Source organism: Streptomyces sp. NPDC046712, assembly GCF_040645695.1.
Taxonomy (GTDB): domain Bacteria; phylum Actinomycetota; class Actinomycetes; order Streptomycetales; family Streptomycetaceae; genus Streptomyces.
The window spans coordinates 450,437-472,452 of the sequence record NZ_JBEYYW010000001.1; the positions used below are offsets into that span (position 1 = coordinate 450,437).

General features: G+C 74.4%; 13 protein-coding genes and 1 pseudogene. 8 read left to right on the top strand and 6 right to left on the bottom strand.

Features of this window, described 5'->3' with window-relative positions; translation table 11 throughout:
- Positions 1-119 precede the first annotated feature (119 nt).
- Genes ABZ939_RS02150 through ABZ939_RS02165 form a run of 4 tightly spaced genes read left to right on the top strand, consistent with a single transcriptional unit; the run spans position 120 to position 7,529 of the window.
- Positions 120-1,253: a glycosyltransferase family 1 protein gene (locus tag ABZ939_RS02150; protein WP_361847816.1), complete on the top strand. Its 1,134-nt coding sequence runs from the start codon at positions 120-122 to the stop codon at positions 1,251-1,253.
- Positions 1,250-2,617, top strand: a complete 1,368-nt coding sequence (locus ABZ939_RS02155) for a glycosyltransferase (protein ID WP_361847819.1) — start codon at positions 1,250-1,252, stop codon at positions 2,615-2,617. The genes ABZ939_RS02150 and ABZ939_RS02155 overlap by 4 nt, the downstream gene beginning before the upstream one ends.
- Positions 2,614-3,879 carry an SGNH/GDSL hydrolase family protein gene (locus ABZ939_RS02160; RefSeq protein WP_361847822.1) on the top strand — a complete coding sequence of 422 codons (1,266 nt, stop codon included), beginning with the start codon at positions 2,614-2,616 and terminating at the stop codon, positions 3,877-3,879. The genes ABZ939_RS02155 and ABZ939_RS02160 overlap by 4 nt, the downstream gene beginning before the upstream one ends.
- On the top strand, positions 3,876-7,529 hold the full coding sequence (locus tag ABZ939_RS02165; protein WP_361847825.1) for a hydantoinase B/oxoprolinase family protein: 3,654 nt from the start codon (positions 3,876-3,878) through the stop codon (positions 7,527-7,529). The genes ABZ939_RS02160 and ABZ939_RS02165 overlap by 4 nt, the downstream gene beginning before the upstream one ends.
- Before the next feature lie 31 nt (positions 7,530-7,560).
- Here the strand turns inward: ABZ939_RS02165 and ABZ939_RS02170 are convergent, their stop codons facing one another.
- The 5 genes from ABZ939_RS02170 to ABZ939_RS02190 form a co-directional block, all read right to left on the bottom strand.
- Entirely contained in the window at positions 7,561-8,424 is an 864-nt protein-coding gene (locus ABZ939_RS02170) for a biotin-dependent carboxyltransferase family protein (protein WP_361847828.1), read from the bottom strand.
- The gene (gene pxpB, locus ABZ939_RS02175; RefSeq protein WP_361847831.1) at positions 8,421-9,056 is read right to left on the bottom strand and encodes a 5-oxoprolinase subunit PxpB; all 636 of its coding nucleotides are present in this window, start codon (positions 9,054-9,056) and stop codon (positions 8,421-8,423) included. Before pxpB ends, ABZ939_RS02170 begins: the two co-directional genes overlap by 4 nt.
- Positions 9,053-9,817: a 5-oxoprolinase subunit PxpA gene (locus ABZ939_RS02180; RefSeq protein WP_361847834.1), complete on the bottom strand. Its 765-nt coding sequence runs from the start codon at positions 9,815-9,817 to the stop codon at positions 9,053-9,055. Before ABZ939_RS02180 ends, pxpB begins: the two co-directional genes overlap by 4 nt.
- Before the next feature lie 71 nt (positions 9,818-9,888).
- Complete coding sequence (locus ABZ939_RS02185; protein WP_361847837.1) at positions 9,889-10,677, bottom strand: putative hydro-lyase; 789 nt, start codon at positions 10,675-10,677, stop codon at positions 9,889-9,891.
- A complete protein-coding gene (locus tag ABZ939_RS02190; RefSeq protein WP_361847840.1) occupies positions 10,674-11,954 on the bottom strand; it encodes an MFS transporter in 1,281 nt (426 codons plus the stop codon). Before ABZ939_RS02190 ends, ABZ939_RS02185 begins: the two co-directional genes overlap by 4 nt.
- Positions 11,955-12,127: 173 nt before the next feature.
- Between ABZ939_RS02190 and ABZ939_RS02195 the strand changes: the two genes are divergently transcribed.
- The 4 genes from ABZ939_RS02195 to ABZ939_RS02210 all read left to right on the top strand — a co-directional run bounded on the left by ABZ939_RS02195 (position 12,128) and on the right by ABZ939_RS02210 (position 20,981).
- A complete protein-coding gene (locus tag ABZ939_RS02195) occupies positions 12,128-12,832 on the top strand; it encodes a GntR family transcriptional regulator (protein WP_361847843.1) in 705 nt (234 codons plus the stop codon).
- A gap of 99 nt (positions 12,833-12,931) precedes the next feature.
- Positions 12,932-14,458, top strand: a complete 1,527-nt coding sequence (locus ABZ939_RS02200; protein ID WP_361847845.1) for a hypothetical protein — start codon at positions 12,932-12,934, stop codon at positions 14,456-14,458.
- 799 nt (positions 14,459-15,257) lie between these two features.
- A complete protein-coding gene (locus tag ABZ939_RS02205; RefSeq protein ID WP_361847848.1) occupies positions 15,258-16,154 on the top strand; it encodes a hypothetical protein in 897 nt (298 codons plus the stop codon).
- Positions 16,155-16,187: 33 nt separating this feature from the next.
- Entirely contained in the window at positions 16,188-20,981 is a 4,794-nt protein-coding gene (locus ABZ939_RS02210) for a hypothetical protein (RefSeq protein ID WP_361847851.1), read from the top strand.
- 365 nt (positions 20,982-21,346) lie between these two features.
- Here ABZ939_RS02210 and ABZ939_RS02215 read toward each other — a convergent pair.
- Positions 21,347-21,691 (bottom strand): annotated as a pseudogene (locus tag ABZ939_RS02215) (hypothetical protein); the annotation flags it as partial.
- Positions 21,692-22,016 lie beyond the last annotated feature (325 nt).

A 22,016-nucleotide genomic window follows, 5' to 3' on the forward strand; every position in this document is an offset into this window, starting at 1 on the left:
GTGGGGCGCGGGCGGGAGTGGAACCGCGGGCGCCTGGCGCGGCAAACGCTCATGGGACGTTCCCCGGCCGTCCAGATCCACGTAGGCGGGAACACGCCGGGCGCGACGACAACACCGGTATGCGTGTCGTCATCGTCACCGAATCCTTCCCACCCGATGTCAATGGTGTGGCGCACTGCGCCCAGCAGACCGCGCGCCACCTCGTCCGCCGCGGTCATGATCCGCTCGTCGTCGCCCCGGCCGTACCCGTCACCGGCCCCGCCGACCCGCCGGACTCCGACGCGCCCTGCCCCGTCGTGCGCGTACCGTCCCTGCCCCTGCCCGGCTATCCGCAGGTACGCGTGGCCCTGCCCAGCCGCCGCCTGACCGCCGCCATCGCCGCACACCGGGCCGACCTCGTGCACCTCGCGAGCCCCTTCGTGCTGGGAGTGCGCGGAATGGCGGCCGCGAACCGGCTCGGACTCCCCGCCGTCGCCGTCTACCAGACCGACCTCGCCGGCTACGCCCGCACCTACATGGGCGCGGGCGAGGGCGCGGCCTGGCGCCGGCTCCGGGCCGTCCACGGCGCCGCCGACCGCACCCTCGCGCCATCCACGGCCGCCGCGCACGACCTGGAGACGCACGGCATCGGCCGCATACGGCTCTGGCGCCGCGGCGTCGACACCGTCCGCTTCCGCCCCGACCTGCGCGACGAGGCCCTGCGCCGCGAACTCGCCCCCGGCGGCGAGCTTCTCGTCGGCTACATCGGCCGCCTCGCGCCGGAGAAGCGGGTCGAACTGCTCTCAGGAGTGTGCGGACTGCCCGGCGTCCGGGTCGTGGTCGTCGGCGACGGCCCGAGCGCTCCCGGGCTGCGGACCGCGCTCCCCGGCGCCGAGTTCCTCGGCCGCCGCACCGGCGCCGATCTGGCGAGGATCTTCGCCTCGCTGGACGTGTTCGCGCACACCGGCCCGTACGAGACGTTCTGCCAGACCGTGCAGGAGGCGATGGCGAGCGGTGTCCCCGTGGTCGCCCCGGCCGCCGGCGGCCCGCTGGACCTCGTCGACCACCGGCGGACCGGACTCCTCGTCCCGCCGGACGACGCGACCGCGCTGCGGGAGGCCGTCGCCTCCCTCGCCGCCGCCCCTGCGCTGCGCGCCGCCTACGGCCGCGCCGGCCGCGCGGCGGTCGAGGGCCGTACCTGGGAGGCCGTCGGCGACGAACTGATCGGCCACTACCTGGAGGTGCTGCGCGAGCGGACGGCGGTGGCGGCATGAGCGTTCTCGACACGAGCGTCCCCGGCGGGAGCAACCTCGGCGGGAAGGGCGGGGCGAAGGTCCCCGGCGGAAAGGGCGGGGGGACGAACGACGCCCGCCTGAGCGACCTCGGTGCGAAGGGTGCCGGCCTGGATGTCCGCGGGGAGGTCCTTCCCGGCGTGGACGGCCCTGGCCTGAATACCCCCGAACTCGCCCTCGGCATACGTCGGCCGTTGCGGATCGTGCGGCTCGCCAACTTCGTCACGCCGACCTCGGGCGGCCTGCGCACCGCCCTCGAGCAGCTCGGTCGCGGCTACCTCGCCGCCGGGCACGAGCCCGTCCTGATCGTCCCCGGAGACGTCGGGAGCGACCAGGTCACCGACCAGGGGCGGGTCATCACTCTGCCCGGCCCCGTCCTGCCCGGGACCGGCGGCTACCGCGTCCTCGCCGACCGGCGCCGCCTACGCCGCCTCCTCGAGGAGCTCGCCCCGGACCGGCTGGAGGTCTCCGACCGCACGACCCTGCGCTGGACGGGGGAGTGGGCCAGGCGCGCCCGGGTGCCGTCGGTGATGGTCTCCCACGAGACCGCGGACGGCGTGCTGCGGACCTGGGGCGTGCCGCCGGCCGCCGCCGCCCGCGCGGCCGACCGGCTCAACCGACGTACGGCCTGGGCGTATTCACGGATCGTGTGCACGACGGAGTGGGCGGAGCGGGAGTTCGTACGGATCGGGGCCCGCAACGTCGTACGGGCACCGCTCGGCGTGGACCTGGACCGGTGCAGGCCCGGGCGGCGCAGCACCGTCCTGCGGGCCAAGCACGCGGACGGCGAGCGGGTGCTGCTGGTGATGTGCTCGCGGCTCTCCGTGGAGAAGCGGCCGGGAACGGCCCTGGACACGCTCGCCCACCTGCGGGGGGCCGGGGTCCGGGCCGCGCTCGTCGTGGCCGGCGACGGGCCGCTGCGGAGCACGCTGGAGCGCCGGGCGAGGGACGAACGGCTACCGGTGCGGTTCCTGGGGCACGTCGCGAACCGCGAGACCCTGGCCGACCTCCAAGCCGCCGCCGACCTGTGCCTGGCCCCCGGGCCCGCCGAAACGTTCGGGCTGTCCGCGCTGGAGGCCCTCGCCTGCGGCACCCCGGTGGTCGCCAGCGCCTCCTCGGCCCTCCCGGAGGTCCTCGGCGACGCGGGCGCCTGCGCCCCCGACGACCCGGCCGCCTTCGCCGCGAGCATCCGCTCCCTGCTCGACCGCCCGGAACAGGAGCGCCGCGCGGCGGCACGCGCGCGTGCCGAACTCTTCGGCTGGGACCGCTCGATCGCCGCCTTCCTCCAAGCCCACGACGCGGCGCCGGCCTCGATCCTCGTCCCGCCGCAGGGAGCCCGGACATGACCACCACCATCCAGCCGACCACAAACGACCCGGAGCCGCCGCCCACCACCGGGCGGGTGGTCACGCCCGGGACGTCGGTCGCAGCCGACATGTCCGGCACAGCCGGGACGCGCGGCACAGCCGGGACTTCGAGCCCTCCCGGGACAACGGCTTGCGCCGGGGTCGTGGGCCCGACCGGCGCCACGGGTACGGCCGCGGCGTCTGCCCCGGACAGCACGTCGGGCGCTCCCAGGACGTCCGTCCCGGCTGTGCCCGGCGCCGGCCGGACGTCCTCCGGGTCGGTGGAGCCGGCCCACGCGCGCGTGCCCGCCCCGCGGCGGGCGGACCGGTGTGGGGTGGGCGGCGCGGGGGCCCCGCTTCCCGGCGCCGCGCGAGCGGACGCACACGCGCCGTCCGCCCCCGCCCACGTCGTCCGCTTCGCCGTCCTCGGAGACTCCCTCAGCGAGGGCGTCGGGGACCGTGTCGACGGCGTCTGGCGTGGCTGGGCCGCGCTGCTGGCCGATGGGCTCGCCGGCCCCGGGCAGCACGTCGAGTTCCGGAACTTCGCCGTCAGCGGGGCCCAGAGCCGGGAGGTCGCCGAGCAGCAGGCCCCGGAGGCCGTGGCGTTCCGGCCGGACCTCGTCTCCGTCGTCGTCGGGGTCAATGACACCCTCCGCCACACCTTCGACATCGGCCGGCTCGCCCGCCGCCTCGACCGGGTCTGCGCGGACCTCACCGCGGACGGAGCCGTACTCCTCACCGCCTGTCTGCCCGACCCCGGCCGGATGCTCGGCCTCCCGCCGCCACTCGCGCGGCCGCTCGCCCGGCGCCAGAAGGCCGTCAACGCCCTCGTCCACGCGATCTCCGCCCGCTACGACACCGTCCATCTCCACCTCGCCGACGCGGCCTGGACCGACGACCGGTCCCTGTGGAGCGCCGACCGGCTCCACCCCGGCGAGCGCGGCCACCGCGCGATCGCCGCGCGCTTCCACGTGCTCCTGAAAGCCCGCGGCCTCGCCCACGGCGCGCCTCCCTCGCCCGAACCCGAACAGCCCCCGCCGACCCGCACAGAGGCGCTGCTGTGGCTCGCCACCGCCGGCACCGGCTGGGTCGCCCGGCGCTGCCACGACCTGCTGCCCCAGCTGCTGCACCTCGCGGGCGCCGAGCTGCGCCACTGGGCCGGCGGCTCCGCCGCCCGGCTCGACCGGCGGGCCGAACACGCCCTGTCCGCCGCCCTCGCGGCGGTGTCGCTGGACGCCACGGTGGCCACAATGGGGGAATGACCGGGCGCTGGGAGTTCTGGATCGACCGTGGCGGGACCTTCACCGACATCGTGGGCCGGCGGCCCGACGGTCGGCTCGTCACCCGCAAGCTCCTCTCGCACGACCCGGCCCGCACCCACGACGCCGCCGTCGCGGGGATCCGCCTCCTCCTCGGGCTCGGTCCCGACGAGCCGGTCCCCGCCGACCGGATCGACGTCGTCAAGATGGGCACCACCGTCGCCACCAACGCCCTCCTGGAGCGACGCGGCGAACCGACCGTCCTCCTCGTCACCGAAGGCTTCCGCGACGCCCTGCGCATCGCCTACCAGAACCGCCCCCGGCTCTTCGACCGCCACATCGTGCTCCCCGAGGCCGTCTACGAGCGGGTGATCGAGGTCCCCGAGCGGGTCGACGCCCACGGCCGCGTCGTCAGACCGCTCGACGAGGACGCCGTCGCCGAGGAGTTGCGGGCGGCCCACAGCGACGGCTACCGCTCCGCGGCGGTCGTCCTCATGCATGGCTACCGCCACCCCGACCACGAGACCCGGATCGCCGCCCGCGCCCGCGCGCTCGGCTTCACCCAGGTCAGCTGCTCCCACGAGGTCAGCCCGCTCATCAAGCTCGTGCCCCGCGGCGACACCACCGTCGTCGACGCCTATCTCTCACCGATCCTGCGGAGATACGTCGACGAGGTGGCCCGCGAACTCGCCGGAATCCGGCTCATGTTCATGCAGTCCAACGGCGGTCTGCGCGAGGCCGCTCATTTCCGCGGCAAGGACGCCGTCCTGTCCGGACCGGCCGGCGGCGTCGTCGGCATGGCCCGCACCTCGGGACAGGCGGGGTTCGGCCGGGTCATCGGCTTCGACATGGGCGGCACGTCCACCGATGTGTCGCACTACGCGGGCGAGTTCGAGCGTGAACTGGGTACACAGGTCGCCGGCGTGCGGATGCGCGCCCCCATGATGAACATCCACACCGTCGCCGCGGGCGGCGGCTCCGTCCTCCACTACGACGGCCAGCGCTACCGCGTCGGCCCCGACTCCGCGGGCGCCGTCCCCGGCCCCGCCTGCTACCGCCGCGGCGGCCCGCTCACCGTCACCGACGCCAATGTGATGCTCGGCCGGGTCCAGCCCGACCACTTCCCCGCCGTCTTCGGGCCGGACGGCGACCAGCGGCTCGACGCCGCCGTCGTGCGCGAGAAGTTCACCGCCCTCGCGCAGGAGATCGGCGCCGGCCGCACCCCCGAGGAGGTCGCCGCCGGCTTCCTGGAGATCGCCGTCCTCAACATGGCCAATGCCGTCAAGAAGATCTCCGTCCAGCGCGGCCACGACATCACCCGCTACGCCCTCACCAGCTTCGGCGGCGCCGGCGGCCAGCACGCCTGCGCCGTCGCCGACGCCCTGGGCGTCGACACCGTCCTCGTACCGCCGCTCGCCGGTGTCCTCTCCGCGTACGGCATCGGCCTCGCCGACGCGACCGCCATGCGCGAGCAGTCGGTCGAGGCGGAGCTCCACGCGTCCGGGACGCACGCGCGCGTGACGGAGCTCTGCGCCGAACTCGCCGACAGGACCGGAGGGGAGCTGCGCGCCGACGGACTGCCCGACTCCGCGATCGCCACCCACGCGCGCGTGCTGCTGCGCTACGCCGGCACGGACGCGAGCCTCCAGGTCGACCTGGCCGGCACCGAGGAGATGACCCGGGCGTTCACGGACCTCCACCGCGCGCGGTACGCCTTCACCATGGAGCGGCCGCTCGTCGTCGAGGCCGTCTCCGTGGAGGCCGTGGGCACCGCCGGACCGCACGGCCCGGTGGCCGTCGAGGCCGGCGAACGGGCGGGGGAGCTCGCCGCCCGGGCGACGGTACGGATGCACAGCGGTCACACGGCCGCGGACACCCCGCTGTACCGGCGCGAGGACCTGCGTCCCGGCGACACCGTCACCGGTCCCGCGATCCTCGCCGAGGCCGACGCCACCACCGTCGTCGACCCCGGCTGGCAGGCCACGGCCGGCGACGGCGGACACCTCGTCCTCACCCGCGCGCGGCCCCGCCCCGCGCGCGTCGCGGTCGGAACGGACGTCGACCCCGTCCTCCTGGAGGTCTTCAACAACCTCTTCATGTCGATCGCCGAGCAGATGGGCGTACGACTGGAGAACACCGCCCACTCCGTCAACATCAAGGAACGACTCGACTTCTCCTGCGCCCTGTTCGACCCCGAGGGCAACCTGATCGCCAACGCGCCGCACATCCCCGTCCACCTCGGTTCCATGGGCGAGTCCATCAAGGAGGTACTGCGGCGGGGCGGGGACTCCCTGCGGCCCGGCGACGTCTACGCGATCAACGACCCGTACCACGGCGGCACCCACCTCCCGGACGTCACGGTGGTGACACCGGTCTTCGGCGACACGGGCGGTTCGCCCGACTCCAGCGACCGGGGCGACCCCACCGACTCGGGCGACTCCACCGACTCCACCGACGAACTGCTCTTCCTCGTCGCCTCGCGCGGGCATCACGCCGAGATCGGCGGCATCACCCCCGGCTCCATGCCCGCCTTCAGCAGGACCGTCCACGAGGAGGGCGTCCTCTTCGACAACTGGCTGCTCGTACGGGACGGGCGGCTGCGGGAGGACGAGACGCGGGCGCTGCTGACCGGGGCGCGTTACCCCTCCCGCGACCCGGACACCAACCTCGCCGACCTGCGCGCCCAGATCGCCGCCAACGAGAAGGGCATCGAGGAACTGCGCGCCATGGTCGACCAGTTCGGCCTCGACGTCGTCCATGCCTACATGCGCCATGTGCGCGCCAACGCGGAGGAGTCCGTACGGCGGATCGTGGCCGGTCTCGAGGACGGTTCGTACCGCTACGAGACGGACGGCGGCGCGGTCGTCCAGGTGGCGGTCCGCGTCGACCGCGAACGGCGCTCCGCGGTCCTCGACTTCGCCGGCACGTCCCCCGAGCAGCCGGGCAACGCCAACGCGCCGACCTCCGTCGTGATGGCCGCCGTCCTGTACGTCTTCCGCACCCTCGTCGACGACGACATCCCCCTCAACAGCGGTTGCCTGGAACCCCTGGAGGTGCGTGTGCCGCCCGGCTCCATGCTCGCCCCCGCCTACCCGGCGGCGACGGTCGCCGGGAACGTGGAGACCTCCCAGGCGGTCACCGGCGCCCTGTACGCGGCCCTCGGCGTCCAGGCCGAGGGGTCGGGCACGATGAACAACGTGACCTTCGGCAACGCGCGCGTGCAGTACTACGAGACGGTCGCGAGCGGCTCGGGCGCGGGGGACGGCTTCGACGGGGCCGACGCCGTCCAGACCCATATGACCAACTCCCGGCTCACCGACCCCGAGATCCTGGAGTGGCGCCACCCGGTCCGGGTGGACTCCTTCGCCGTACGGAGGGGCAGCGGCGGGAGCGGCCGGTGGCACGGCGGCGACGGCGTCGAACGCCGCATCCGCTTCCTGGAACCGATGACCGTCACCCTGCTGACCGGCCACCGCAGGGTCCCGCCCTACGGCATGGCCGACGGGGAGCCCGGGGCACTCGGGGAGAACCTGGTCGAACGGGCCGACGGCACCGTCGACCACCTCGGCGGAGTCGACACCGCCGAGGTCGGCCCGGACGACGTCCTGGTCCTGCGGACCCCGGGCGGGGGAGGCTACGGCCCCGCCCGTTAGGGGTTACGCGTCTTCGAAGGCGCGGCGGGTGTCAGCGCAGCGGCACGAACCGCACGCCGGTCCCCGGCACCGCCTGCGCCGCGGCCGCCAGGTCGGCCTCCCGCACCACCGCCACCACCGGATAGCCGCCGGTCGTCGGATGGTCCGCGAGAAAGACCACCGGCCGGCCGTCCGGCGGCACCTGGACCGCGCCCAGGACCATGCCCTCGCTGGGGAGTTCGCCGGTGCGCGCCCGCTCCAGGGGCGGGCCCTCGGTGCGCAGACCGATCCGGTTGCTCGACGGCGAGACGCGGTACGCGCGCGTGGCGAGGGTGCGGAGCGCCTGACGTGTGAACCAGTCGTGCCGCGGCCCGAGCCGGACCCGCAGGACGAGTTCGTCCGGCGGGCCCGGCCAGGGGGGAGTGTCGACCGACCCCCGTACGGCCGATTCCACTCCCAGCGGCAGCACCGCCCCGTCGGCGAGTGGCGCCGGGCCGAGCCCGGACAGCAGGTCGGTGGAGCGGCTGCCGAGGACGGGTTCGACGGCGATCCCGCCGCCGAACCCCACGTACGCGCGCAGGCCGCGGACGGCCGCGCCGACTTCGAGGAGCGCCCCGGCCGGGACCCGTACCGCCGAGCCCCACGCGACGGGCCGCCCGTCGACCGAGACCGGGCACGGGGCGCCGCCCACGGCGACGGTCACCGCGCACCGGGGCCGTACCGCGCATCCGTTGACCGTGGTCTCCAGGACCGCCGCGCCCTCCGGATTGCCGACCAGACGGTTCACCAGCCGCGCGGCCCCCGGATCCAGCGCCCCCGAGCGAGGCACGCCCAGATGCGCGTGCCCGGTCCGCCCCAGGTCCTGCACGGTGGTCAGCGCTCCGGCCCGTACGACGGCGAAAGCACGATCGGTCACCGGCGCTCCACGCTCTCCACGACGAAACGCACCCGCGAGCCGGGCGTCAGCAGAGCGGCGGGCTCACGGCCCGCGTCCCACAGCACCGCGTCCGTGGAACCGATCAACTGCCAGCCGCCAGGGGAGGAGCGCGGGTACACGCCCGTGTACGGCCCCGCCAGCGCGACCGACCCGGCGGGGACGGCCGTGCGCGGAGTGGCCCGGCGCGGCACCTGGTACTGCTCGCCGAGCCCGGTCAGATAGCCGAAGCCCGGCGCGAACCCGCAGAACGCGACCCGGAACTCGGTGCCCGCGTGGATCCGGACCGCCGTCTCCACGGACACCCCCCACAGTGCGGCGACCTCGGCGAGATCGGGTCCGTCGTAGCGGACCGGTACCTCGACGACCCGCTCCACGCGCGCGTGAAGCGGCGGAATCGACCACTCCCGCAGCTGCCCGGCCAGCAGGTCGGGCGCGTCGACCCCGTCGAGCAGCACCGTCCGCGCCGCCGGCACGATCTCCCGTACGGAGGGCAGCAGCCCGCCCGCCCGCCGGCGCAGCAACTCGGCGTGGAACGCCTCCGTCTCGCGCCCGCTCGCCAGCTCGACGAGCAGCGCCCGCTCACCCACCCGGAACACCCGCCGCGCCTTCATGCGAACGCCTCCACCCTGACCCCGGTCGCCTCCAGCTGGGCGCGCACCCGCCGGGCGAGACCCACCGCGCCCGGAGTGTCCCCGTGCAGACACAGCGACCGCGCCCGTACGGCGACGGACCGCCCGCAGTGCGCGGTCACGACCCCGAAGCGGGCCATGGACACCGACCGTTCGACGACCTCCGCCGGGTCGGTGACGACGGCTCCCTCCTGCCCCCGTGGCAGCAGGGAGCCGTCCGCCGTGTACGCCCGGTCGCCGAACGCCTCGGCGACGACGGGCAGGCCCGCCTTCCCGGCGGCCTCGTGCAGCCGCGAGCCGGGAAGGCCGAGCACGGGGAGCCCGCCGCCCGCGAGGAGGACCCCGTCGACGACGGCGGCGGCCTGCTCCTCGTCACGGACCACCCGGTTGTACAGGGCGCCGTGCGGCTTGACGTACGAGACCGCCGAACCGGCGGCGCGGGCGAAGACGTCGAGCGCGCCGATCTGGTACGCGACCTCGGCCGCCAGCTCGTCGGCGGGGACGTCCATGGAGCGCCGGCCGAAGCCGGCCAGATCGCGGTACGAGACCTGGGCCCCGATCCGTACGCCTCTCGCGGCCGCCAGCTCGCAGACACGCCGCATGGTGACCGCGTCCCCGGCGTGGAAGCCGCACGCCACGTTGGCGCTGGTGACCACGGAGAGCAGCTCCTCGTCGTCGGTCAGCGTCCAGCGGCCGAAGCCCTCTCCGAGGTCGGCGTTGAGATCGATCGAGGCCCAGGTCATGGTGACGGTCCTTCCTTCCCGGGACGTGCGGTGGTGCGGGCGTGCGGTAGTACGGGCGGCGGTGGTGCGGATCAGGCCGCGACGCGGTACTCGGCGTCGCGTACATCGGTGACGAGCATCCGCCCCGGTGCGTGGGTGAGGGCGAACGGCGGACGCGAGGCCATCACGGCTGCCTGAGGAGTGACCCCGCAGGCCCAGAAGACCGGTACGTCGCCCGGCTCCGCCGCGACCGCGTCCCCGAAGTCGGGACGGTCCAGGTCACGGATGCCCAGCGCCGCCGGATCACCCGCGTGCACGGGCGCTCCGTGCACCGCGGGCAGCAGTCCGCTGAGCCGCCGCGCCGTGGGCACGAGCTCCGCGGGTATGGGCCGCATCGAGACCACCATCGGCCCGTGCAGCCGTCCCGCGGGCCGGCACGCCCGGTCGGTGACGTACATGGACACGTTGCGGCCCTGGTCGACATGGCGCAGCGGCACTCCGGCCTCCGCGAGGGAGCCCTCGAAGGTGAAGCTGCAGCCGATGAGGAACGACACGAGGTCGCTGCGCCAGTACGGGGTCACGTCGGTCGGTTCGTCGACAAGTCGCCCGTGCTCCCACACGCGGTAGCGCGGGATGTCCGTCCGGAGGTCGGCGCCGGGGGCGAGTTCCGTGGTCCACGAGCCGGCGTCGGTGACGTCCAGGACGGGGCAGGGCCTGGGGTTGCGGGTGCAGAACAGCAGCACGTCGTACGCCCAGTCCGCGGGCACCGAGATGAGATTGGCCTGGGTGTGGCCCGGGGCCCAGCCGGCGGTCGGGGCGGTCGATCCGGCACGGGCACGCGCGCGTGCCGCCCGCGGGTCGAGAACTGCCGTGGGCGTCATACCAGTTCCTTTCCGCGGGTCTCCGGCAGTCCGAGGAGAGCGAGCACCGCGAGGCCGTAGCCGACGGCCCCGAAGACCAGCGCGCCGCCGACACCCCAGCTCTCGGCGAGGAAGCCCACCAGCGTCGGGAAGACGGCGCCCACCGCGCGCCCGGTGTTGTACGTGAAGCCCTGTCCCGTGCCCCGGACCGCCGTCGGGTACAGCTCGGCGAGGAAGGAGCCGAAGCCGCTGAAGATGGCCGACATGCAGAAGCCGAGGGGGAACCCGAGCACGAGGAGGAGCGTGTTCGCGCCGGACGGGATGTTCGTGTAGGCGAGGACGGACAGCGCGGACAGCGCGGCGAAGAGCGCGATGTTCTTCTTCCGGCCGAGCCGGTCCGTGAGATAGCCCCCGGTCAGATAGCCGATGAAGGCGCCGGAGATCAGGAAGGTCAGATAGCCGCCGGTGCCGACCACCGTCAGACCCCGTTCGGTCTTCAGGAAGGTGGGGACCCAGGTGGCGAGGGTGTAGTAGCCGCCCTGCACACCGGTCGACAGGAGCACCGCGAAGAGCGTGGTGCGGAGCAGTGCAGGCTTGAAGATGGCGGTGAACGAGCCGCGTTCGGCGGAGGTGCGCCGGATCTCGGCGGCCTGCGGTGCGTCCTCGACGTTCCGCCGGACGTAGACCACGAGGAGCGCCGGCAGGGCGCCCGTCCAGAACATGACCCGCCAGGCGGTGTCGGCGTCGACGAACTGGAAGACCAGGGTGTAGACGATCACCGCGAGTGCCCAGCCGGCCGCCCAGGCGCTCTGGATGCCGCCGAGGGTACGGCCCCGGTGCTTGGCGGAGGCGTACTCGGCGACCAGGATCGCGCCGACCGCCCACTCGCCGCCGAAGCCGAGGCCCTGGAGGGCCCGGAAGACCAGCAGCGTCTCGTAGTTGGGCGCGAAGCCGCACAGCACGGTGAAGAGCGCGTAGGTGATGACCGTGATCATCAGCGCCTTCACCCGGCCTATGCGGTCGGCGAGGATGCCGGCCAGCGCGCCGCCGATCGCCGAGACGACCAGGGTGACCGTGGTCAGCAGACCGGTCTGGCCCTTGTCGAGGCCGAAGTAGGCGGCGATGGCCACCATCGAGAGCGGCAGCGTGAAGAAGTCGTAGGAATCCAGGGCGTATCCGCCGAACGCGCCGCCGAAGGCGCGGCGGCCGCGCGGCCCGAGGGCGCGCAGCCAGGCGAACGCGCCCGTGTCGTCGGGCCGTTCGCCCTGTGCCTGCTGCTGGGTCTGTGTCGTGCTCATCTGCACCTCGCAGAGGGGGAGGAGAGTGCCTGAGAGACGTACTGAAGGACCGTGCGGTGTCGTCAACGTAGAGGATTGTTGAACGATCCGACAAGAGGCATGTCGTCACGTTCTTGTTTCCGGGAGGTACCTGCGATTGACTCGGCCGCGGACCACGAAGGAAACGAGGCACAGTGGGCGGAATCGACGAACTCGCCGACGACCGGGCGCTGCTCGGGCGGACCAGCACGGCGGAACGGGTGGCGGACATCCTGCGCACCCGGATCGCCGAGGGCTTCTTCCCGCCCGGCACGCGGCTGTCCGAGGACAGCATCGGCGGCGCGCTCGGTGTGTCCCGCAACACACTGCGCGAGGCGTTCCGGCTGCTCACGCATGAACGGCTGCTCGTCCACCAGCTCAACCGGGGCGTCTTCGTCCGGGTCCTCGCCGTCGAGGACGTCGCCGACATCTACCGCACCCGCCGCCTCGTCGAATGCGCGGTCGTCCACGATCTGGGGCAGCCGCCGTTCGCCGTCGACGGCCTCGCCGCCGCGGTCGAGGAGGGCGAGCGGGCCGCCCGCGCGGAGGACTGGAAGGGCGTCTCCACCGCCAACATCCACTTCCACCGCGAACTGGTCGCCCTGGCCGGCAGTGCGCGCACGGACGAGCTGATGCGCGGCGTCCTCGCCGAACTCCGGCTCGCCTTCCACGTAGTGGACGACGCCCGCAGCCTGCACGAGCCGTATCTCGTACGAAACCGGGAGATTCTGGACGCGCTGCGCGCCGGCGAACGCGCGACGGCGGAACGACTCCTGGCCCGCTATCTCGACGACTCCCGCACCCGGATCGTCGAGGTCTACGCGAAGGCGGTCGACGAGCCGGAGGCCCCGGAGGCCTGAGCGGGCCGGTCGCACCCGCCGCTACCACGCCCGCCCGCCGAGCGGGTCGCTTCTGCGCCGTTTCGACCCTTGTCGGTGCGAGGACCTAATCTGTGCACCGTGACTTCGCCTGCCTCGACGGACCTCGTTCCGCCCCAGCTCAGCGCGGGGCCGCGGCCCGCGCAGGGCCCGGCCGCCGACGAAGGGCTCGCGCGGCGCCTCCGCGCGCTCGCGTGCACCGCGCCGCTGCACGACCTGGACACCCGCAAGGCGAACCTGGCCGGCGAGTACTCGGTCTACGCGATGGCCGAGGTCGCCCTCGCCGCCATCGACCTCGTCACGCTCAACATGGACTTCGACACCGGCGCCGACCACGAGCAGATCGTCGCCCGTCTCCTGCCCCGCGTCGGCGCCCAGGCGCCCGCACGCCCCGCCGCCGAGCACGAACGGGTCGCCCGCTGGGTCCTGGAGAACCTGATCAACGTCGGCAGCGTCGACCGCGGCTTCCGCGCCGTCTACGGCACGTTCGGCGCCGACGGCGTCTACACCCGCCGCGACTACGACTTCAAGCTGATCGAAGAGGTCCCCGGCTACGGCGGAGGCGTCTACCTCCGTACGACTGACGAAGCGGTCAACGTCCTCGTCGGCGCCCTTGACACCGACGTCACCAGCGCCCAGATCGCGGCCGAGGTGAAGCTCGAGGTCCTGATCAGCCGCGGCCGGCTCGCCGACGCCCAGCTCGCCGCCGAGCAGGCGCGGTACCGGACCGTGCAGTACGCCGAGACTCTCCGCAAGACCCTGGAGGCGACCCGGCGCAACGTCCGCGCGGTGGACTGGCTGCAGGCCGTTCCGGACATGATCGCCGAGGCACTCGACCACGTCGCCGACCGCTACCGCCACGAGAACGCGATCCTCACCAACATCCGCAAGGCCCGCGACGAGGCCGAGGACCCCGAGCACAAGCGCCGCGCCGCCGAGCTCGTCGACATCGTCAAGGACTGCATCCGCCGCCACACCCAGCTCCAGTCCCGCCTCCTGGAGGCGGGCCCGCTCTTCCGCGCGGAGCAGGACCGGCAGGCCTTCGCCGCGCCCACCTCGTACACCGGGATAGATCTTTACGGGCAGCTCGTCGCACCGATCCTGCCGCTCCCCGTCGAGCAGGCGACCAAGGTCACGGACGCCTTCTTCGCCCGGGGCACCGGACTGCGCACCCCCGCCTCCGTGCGCGTCGGCGACCTGGTCGACATGCTGCTCACCCCGCCGGTCGAGCGCGAGCACCTCGGCGCGGAGATGCCCGAGCCGGACCTGATCGCCACCCCTGACGACAGCCGCTTCAGCGAGGAGCAGCTGGCGAGCGCGATGGAACTGCTCGACCTGGAGCACGACGCGCCCCGCCGTCTCTCCGGCCTCCTCGCCGACGCCCGCCGGCGCGACCCCGACCTCCCGTACCTGGTCGCCCTCCTCGCCGTCCACGCCGCGAGCCCGCCGGTCGGCACCGCCTACCGCCAGGGTGAGGAACGCCTGCTCTTCGCCGTCGACGACGGCACGCAACTCGACGACCCGGAGTTCGGCGGCGCCGACCTGATAGTGGGTACGGCTCTCCTGGACGCCCTCGGCATGGCAGCGGACCGCACGGAGGCCTCGTGACCACGGACCAGGCGGTTACGACGGCGACGGCCCCGACCCCGCACACGGAGGATCCCTTGCTGCAGGCCGAAGCCCCGGTCGTGGGGGACTCCCCACTGCAGGCCGAAGCCCCAGTCGCGGGGGACTCCCCACTGCAGGTCGAAGCCCCGGTCGCGGGCGAGAGCGAGGCGCCGGCGGCGGCTCGAGTCCCGGCGGAGGCTCCGGCTTCGGACACGCTCCCGAGCGAGGCTTCAGCCCCGTGCGGGACGCCGGCCTCGGGCGAGGCTTCGGCCCTGTGCGCGACGCCTGCCTCGGGCGAGGCTCCGGCGCCGTGCGCGACGCCGGCCTCCGGCGAGGCCCCGCTCCCGGCCAACACCGTGGCGGTCCCGGAGGGGACCCTTGCTCCGGGCGAGGCTTCGGTCCTGTGCGGGACGCCGGCTTCCGGCGAGGCTGCGGCGCCGTGCTCGACGTCGGCCTCCGGCGAGGCCCCGCTCCCGGCAAGCACCGTGGTGGTTCCGGAGGGGACCCATACCCCGGGCGAAGGCACGGCCCAGGAGTCGGTGACCGCCGGGGACCAGAATCCGGCGGCGTCCCGGTCGGGGGGCATGACCATCGGGGTCGTTTCGTCGCCCGCGCCGGCACGGCGGAGTCCGGCTCCGTTCGTGCGGGCCATCCGGCTGGCCCCTCCCGCGGGCGGGCCCGGCGCGTCCGCCGAGATCCCGCCCCGGCGGCCGGCTGTGCGCGTCACCCCCGTCCGCCTGCCCCTCCCGCGCCCCGTCCCCACCGCACCACCGACCACCCGTACCGAGGAGCCCCAGCCGTGAGCGAACACCACGCCGAGCACACCGACGCGTGGAGCGAGCCGGAGCCCCCGCACACCCCCGCCGCACCCACCGCCGTCACCCCCGCGGACGCCGCCGACGCCGCACGGCTCGTCTCGTTCGGGCTCCAGCCCAAGCTGCTGCCAGCCCGCGACGCCGAGTACACCGAGCTGCTCCGCCGCTACCGCGAGGATCCCGCCTTCGCGCGCCTCGCCGACGCCGTCGCCACCGGCCTCGGACTCGTCGTCCTGGAGGTCTCCCCCCGTGCGGGCATGGCCGTCACCGCCGGCGAGGACTCCGTCTTCGCCGTCCGCATGGGCGACTACGCCCGCCGCGCCAACACCGACTCTGCCGACCGGTTCCTGCACGGCCTCGCCCACCTCGCCGTCGCCGCCATGGCCTTCCCCCGCCCCGAGGACCTCGCCGACGACGGCTACATCGGCCGCCTCACCGTCAACGGCGTCGACGCCTTCGTACGCCAGGCCTGCCGCCGCCTCGAAGAGCGCGCCGAGGAGCAGGGCGAGAACACCGACCCCGCCTCCGACGCCCCCGGCCTGGAGGCCGCCTGGCGGATCTACGCCCGCCGCAGCTCCACCGGCGCCACCAAGGACGCACGCCGCCTCGCCGGCTCCACCACGGGCATCGTCGGCAAGGCCGTCGCCTTCCTCACCGACTCCGGTTTCCTCCAACGCACCGGTGACGACGCAGGTGGCGCCTACCGCACCACCGCCCGCTACCAGCTCCAGGTGCGCGACATGGCCGGCAGCGCCGCCATGGCCGAGCTCCTCGACCTCGGCGTCGTCCCCGTCAGCGACGGCACCGCGACCCTCCTGCCGCCGCCCGACGGCGACGACCTGGAGCTCGCCGCCGACGCGGGCCTGCCCTTCCACGCGTAACCGCCCAGACAGACACGACGAGAGTCCGCCGCCATGTACGAGTTGTCCCGGGTCCGCCTCTACTCCATCGGTCCCGCCGGTGCGCGCTACGCCGACACCGTCCTGGACCTGCGCGGAGTCGGCGCACCCGTGCCCCACCCCGCCCCCACCCAGGCGGAGTTCTTCGAGGAGGAGCCGGTCGGCCCGCCGCGCCGCCCCGCGCCCGCGGGCGTGCTCTTCCTGGAGAACGGCGGCGGCAAGTCCGTCCTCCTCAAGCTGATCTTCTCGGTCATGCTCCCCGGCCACCGCAACACCCTCGGCGGCGCCAGCTCCGGCGTCCTGCGCAAGTTCCTGCTCGCCGACGACTGCGGCCATGTCGCCCTGGAGTGGCAGCACACCCTCACCGGCGAACTCGTCGTCGTCGGCAAGGCCAGCGAGTGGCGCGGACGCCAGGTCTCCAACGACCCGCGGAAGTTCGCCGAGGCCTGGTACTCCTTCCGCCCCGGACCCGGCCTGAGCCTGGACAACCTTCCGGTCGCCGAGTCCACCGCCGTCCGCGCTCCCGTCGAGGGCGCCTCCGGCGCGCAGGGCCGGCGCCGCACCATGAAGGGCTTCCGTGACGCCCTCACGGAGGCGGGCAAGGCGTACCCGCACCTGGAGGTCTACTGGGAGGAGATCCACGACCGCTGGAACGAGCACCTCGGCGACCTCGGTCTCGACCCCGAACTCTTCCGCTACCAGCGGGAGATGAACGCCGACGAGGGCGAGGCCGCCGGCCTCTTCGCGGTCAAGAAGGACTCCGACTTCACCGATCTCCTTCTGCGGGCCGTCACCGACACCCGCGACACCGACGGCCTCGCCGACCTCGTCAGCGGCTTCGGCAACAAGCTCGGCCGACGCGCCGAACTCACCGCCGAACGGGACTTCACCGCGGGCTCCGTCGACCTCCTCGGCCGTATCGTCGAAGCCGCCGAGACCCGGGCACGCGCGCGTGACGTCCACGCCGGATCCGAGCGCCGCACCCGTACGCTCGCCCGCCGCCTCTCCGCCCGCGCCACCGAGGAACGCGGCCGCGCCGCCGAACTCGCCCAGCAGGTCACCTCCGCCGCGCACGCCGTCTCCGAGGCTGAGACCGCGCGCGGCCGCAGCTCCCTCATCGCCGCCGAACTGGCCTACCGGCACGCCTCCCTGGCACTCACCGTCGCCGAGAAGGGCGCCGCCTCCCAGCGTCGCGAGCTCACCGACGCCCGCACACTGCACTCCGCCTGGCAGGCCGCCGAGGCCGTGCTCCGCCACCGAGCGGCCGGCGACCGCTCCGCGCGCGTGGCCGCCGCGATCCGTGAGGCCGAGCGCGACGCCGCCCCCGCGCTCGCCGCCCGCGCCAAGGCCGCCGCCGATCTCGTACGGGCCCTCCACGCCGCCGCCGAGGACGGTGAGCGGCACGCCGCGGAGGAGGAGGAGCGCTCCGCGGCCCTCCAGGAGGCCGGCGAGACCGCGCACCGCGACGCCACCGCCGCCGCGACCGAGGCCCAGCGCGCCCGCAGCGAGGCCGGCCACCTGCGCCAGCGCCTCGCCGAGGTCGAGCAGGAGACCGCCGAGGCAGTACGGGCGGGCTGGCTCGACGACTCCGCCCCGGACGCCGACCCGGCGCGCGCGGCGCTCGCCGCGAGCGACGCCGAGAAGACCACGGTCGCCGCCTGGGACGCGGCCCGCGACGCCGCTCGCACGGCCGCCGACCGCGCCCGCGAGGCCGCTGCCGCCGAGTCCCGCGCCGAACTCGCCGCCGCGCGCGCCGCGGACGCGGCCGAGGCCGCCGAGAACGCCTACGACGCGGAGCGCCGCGCCGCGGAGTCCCTCGCCTCCGACGAACGCCTGGCCGAACTGCTGAGCCTCCCCGCGCAGCCGACCTCCCCGTTCCCGGGCCAGCGCGCGGGAGAGAGCAGTGTGGGAGCGGGCTCCGAGCCGGGAGGCCCCGGACCGACGTCCTCCGGCCTGTCGCACGGCGCGTCCGGCGAGCCCGGCGCGGACTCGGATGCCGCACCCGGTTCCCCCGGCGCCGCCTTCGGGCTCGCCGCGGCGCCCGGCTCCCCGATCCGACCTTCCGGTCCCGAGGGGACCCACGGCCCCCTCACCGTCACCGAGTTCGACCGGTACGCCGACGAGCTCAGGCGGCTGCTCGACCAGTCCATCGCCTCCGCCGAGCGTCAGCTCTTCGACCTGCGCACCGCCGCCGCCGACGACTCCCGGATCCTCGGCGCCCTCGGCGACGGCGGGCTGCTGCCGCCAGGACCGGACGTCCTCGCTACCGTCGAGTACCTCGGCGAGCAGGGCATCCCGGCGCTCCCGGGCTGGCGCTACCTCGCCCAGGCCGTCGACCCCGCCGACCACGCGGCCGTGCTCGCCGCCCGTCCCGAGCTGGTCGACGGCGTCGTGATCACCGACCCCGTCTCGTACGCCCGCGCCCGAGAGGTGCTCAGCACGGCGGCCCTGCTGCCGCGCTCCACCGTCGCCGTCGGCACCGCCGCCGCGCTGCTCGCGCCCGTCCCGAGCCCGGAATCCGGCGAGGACGCGGGGGTGTTCCTCGTCCCGCCGAACCCGGCCATGCACGACGAGCACGCCGCCGACCAGGAGCGGCACGCCCTGCGCGCCCGCGCCGCCGCGCGCGACGAGGAGATCCGTACGCTCGCGGCCCGGCTCACCGGAGACCGTTCGCTCGCCGCCCGGATCGGCTCCTGGCGAGCCGACTGCCCGCCGGGCATGCTCGCCGAACTGGCTGCCGTCGCCGCCGCCGCGCGCGAGGCCGCCGAGGCGGCCGCGGCCACCCTCGCCGAGGCCCGCACGGTACGGGCGGAGGCCGACGAGGCATCCGCCGACGCCGCCCGCGTACGGGACGAGCGCCAGGAGGCCGCCCAGCGCGCCCGCCGCGTCGCCGACGCCCTCGCGGGCCTGGCGTTCCGGCTGCGCGAGCGGTCCGCCTGGCAGGCCAAGCTCCGTGAACTGGCCGACGACGCCACCGAGTCCGAGGCCCGCGCCCAGACCTGCCTGGAGCGCGCCCGCGCCGCCGACGAGGACCGTCGCGCCGCCCAGCGGGCCGCCGACGACGCCCACCGCACCGCCCGCGCCCTGCGGGCGGAGCGTGCCGAGATCGCCGGCGCCCCCGACCAGCTCCCCGAGGAGGAGGCGGCCGCCCCCCGCACCGCGCTGCCCACCCTCCGTGAGGCGTACCGCGCCGCGTCCCAGCTCTACGAGAAGGTGGGCGTCGGCGCCGACCTGCGCGCCGAACAGGCCCGCGCCGAGAGCGACGAGTCCGCCGCCCTCGCCGAGCTCGACCGGCTCACCAACAAGGTCCGCACCCGCGCCGAGCAGCTTCTGGAGTCCACCGACGGTGCCGACGGCCCGTCCCGCCAGGCCGCCGCGGCCCGCGCCGAGTCCCTGGTCCAGATGCTGGAGACCCGTGCGTCCGAGGCGAGCGAGAAGCTCGGCCGGCTCCGGGGCGAGGCCGAACGACTGGCCCCCGAGGACGGCGAGTCGCACACCGAGCTCCCCGAGGACCAGGTCCCCGTCGACGCCGAGCAGGCCCAGACCCTGCTCCGTACCGCGACCGCCGAACTCGCCTCCCGCAGCGACGCCCTGGAAGCCGCGCGCACCGCGCACGCCGGCCTGCTGCGGGCCCACCGCGCCGCCGAGGACGCGGCGGGCGGCTTCGACGAGACCGCGGCGCTCCTGCGCGACCAGCTGCGCGACCACGCGGAGGACGAGGAGGACGGCCCGGAGACGTACCCCGGCACGCTGGAGGAGGCCCGGCACACCGCCGCCGAGGCCCGCCGCTCACTGCGCGCCTGCGCCGCCGAGCTGTCCGCGGCCGACGCGTCCGTCCGCGAGGCCAGCGACATCCTCGTCCGGCACGCCAACTCCACCCGCTACGAGCAGGTCCGCACCCCCGCCAGGCAGCAGATCCGCGAACTGCCCGCGGCCGCGCTGCCCGAGCACGCGGCGAAGTGGGCCGAGGCGTTCGCGCCGCGGCTCCGGGTCCTCACCGACGAGCTGGAGCAGCTGGAGCGCAACCGCGACTCCATCGTCGACCGGCTGCGCGGGCTCGTGGAGTCCGCGCTGACCACGCTCCGTTCGGCACAGCGTCTGTCGCGGCTGCCCGAGGGGCTCGGCGAGTGGTCGGGGCAGGAGTTCCTGCGCATCCGCTTCGAGGAGCCGGACCAGGCCACCCTCACCGAGCGGCTCGGGGAGGTCATCGACGAGGCGACCCGCGCCGCCGTCAAGAAGAACTCCGACCTGCGCCGGGACGGAATGTCCCTGCTCCTGCGTGGCGTTCAGGCGGCGCTCGAACCGCGCGGCATCGCGGTCGAGATCCTCAAGCCGGACGCCGTGCTGCGGGCCGAGCGCGTCCCGGTCGGGCAGATGGGCGATGTGTTCTCCGGCGGTCAGCTGCTCACCGCCGCCATCGCGCTGTACTGCACGATGGCCGCGCTGCGCTCCAACGACCGGGGCCGGGACAAGCACCGTCACGCGGGCACGCTGTTCCTCGACAACCCGATCGGCCGCGCCAACGCCACGTATCTGCTGGAGCTCCAGCGGGCCGTCTCGGACGCCCTCGGCGTCCAGCTGCTCTACACCACCGGTCTGTTCGACACGACCGCGCTCGCGGAGTTCCCGCTGGTCATCCGGTTGCGCAACGACGCCGACCTGCGGGCCGGGCTGAAGTACATCAGCGTGGAGGAGCACTTGCGCCCGGGCCTGCCGCAGCCGAGCGCGGAGGGCGAGGCCATCCACGGCGAGATCACCGCGACCCGGATGTTCCGCCGCACGCCGGCGGAGGAGCCCGTGCCGCAGTGAGCACGAGGAACGGCCCGGCCCCGCAAGGGGACCGGGCCGTTCCTCGACTCTCCCGCCTCAGGCCGACCGGCTCCCGTCTCAGGGCCGCGCCGACGCAGGCTCCCGCCTCAAGCGGCCTCGGACAGCGCGCGCGTTGCCGTCCGAGCGGGCTTCTCACTCCGAGCCGTCCTCTCCTCCCGAGACGACTGCTCATCCCGAGCGGGCTTCTCGCCTCGAGCGGGCTGCTCATCCCGAGCAGGCTTCTCTTCCCGAGGCGACTGCCCGTCCCGAGCGGGGTTCTGCTCCCGAGCCGGCTGCTCGTACCGCGGAGTCTCCGTGTCGCGCCGTATCCCCGCCGCCCCATGCCCCGGTTCGCCGTCCTGCAGCTGCGCGGTCTTCCGCGCCCGGCGCCGCTCGCGACGCGGCTGGCGCGCCGCACTGCTCGGCTCCGACACCACGCCGTTCCGCTGTCGCCACACCTGACGCGTCACCCATACGTCGAGCACGCTCCAGGTCGCCACGACCGTGCTGCCCACAGAGCTGAGCAGCATCGGAAACGCGAGCCAGGAGTCGGTGACCGCGCAGAGGAAGGCCACCATTCCCTGTATGAGCGTCACCGACGTGAGCAGCACGGCCCGTACGGCGGCGGCACGCACCGGATCCGGCATCCGGCGCCGGCCCTTCTCGTCCTCCACCCACAACTGCCGCGCCGATCGCGCCTCGTGCACCATTGTGTCGTCACTCCCCACCGCTGACCCGTCCTCAGGGGTGGCTGCCCGTCTTGAGCGGCTTTACACGGACACACCCCTCCCCGTACACAATGACGCTCGACAGCGGGAAAAGGTTTCCCCACGTTCGTACCGGAACGAACAGTTCAGGCCATCTGCCGTACTCGCTTCAGCGGCGTCCCGCCAGGTGTCCTGCGCCACAGTGGCGAATCCCAACTCCTCGAATACCAGGACATCTCATGATCAACGCTCACTCGAGAGGCTGAAAATCACTTGGACGTGCCTTCGAGTTGGCTGTGATGCAGTAGTAGGCTCGCGCCGCCGTTTG

What these genes read in the sequence shown, in the direction of transcription:
- ABZ939_RS02150 (WP_361847816.1), top strand. Translation starts at nt 120, where the DNA reads ATGCGTGTCGTCATCGTCACCGAATCCTTCCCACCCGATGTCAATGGT.
- ABZ939_RS02190 (WP_361847840.1), bottom strand. Translation starts at nt 11,954, where the DNA reads ATGAGCACGACACAGACCCAGCAGCAGGCACAGGGCGAACGGCCCGAC.
- ABZ939_RS02155 (WP_361847819.1), top strand. Translation starts at nt 1,250, where the DNA reads ATGAGCGTTCTCGACACGAGCGTCCCCGGCGGGAGCAACCTCGGCGGG.
- pxpB (WP_361847831.1), bottom strand. Translation starts at nt 9,056, where the DNA reads ATGAAGGCGCGGCGGGTGTTCCGGGTGGGTGAGCGGGCGCTGCTCGTC.
- ABZ939_RS02160 (WP_361847822.1), top strand. Translation starts at nt 2,614, where the DNA reads ATGACCACCACCATCCAGCCGACCACAAACGACCCGGAGCCGCCGCCC.
- ABZ939_RS02180 (WP_361847834.1), bottom strand. Translation starts at nt 9,817, where the DNA reads ATGACCTGGGCCTCGATCGATCTCAACGCCGACCTCGGAGAGGGCTTC.
- ABZ939_RS02165 (WP_361847825.1), top strand. Translation starts at nt 3,876, where the DNA reads ATGACCGGGCGCTGGGAGTTCTGGATCGACCGTGGCGGGACCTTCACC.
- ABZ939_RS02210 (WP_361847851.1), top strand. Translation starts at nt 16,188, where the DNA reads ATGTACGAGTTGTCCCGGGTCCGCCTCTACTCCATCGGTCCCGCCGGT.
- ABZ939_RS02185 (WP_361847837.1), bottom strand. Translation starts at nt 10,677, where the DNA reads ATGACGCCCACGGCAGTTCTCGACCCGCGGGCGGCACGCGCGCGTGCC.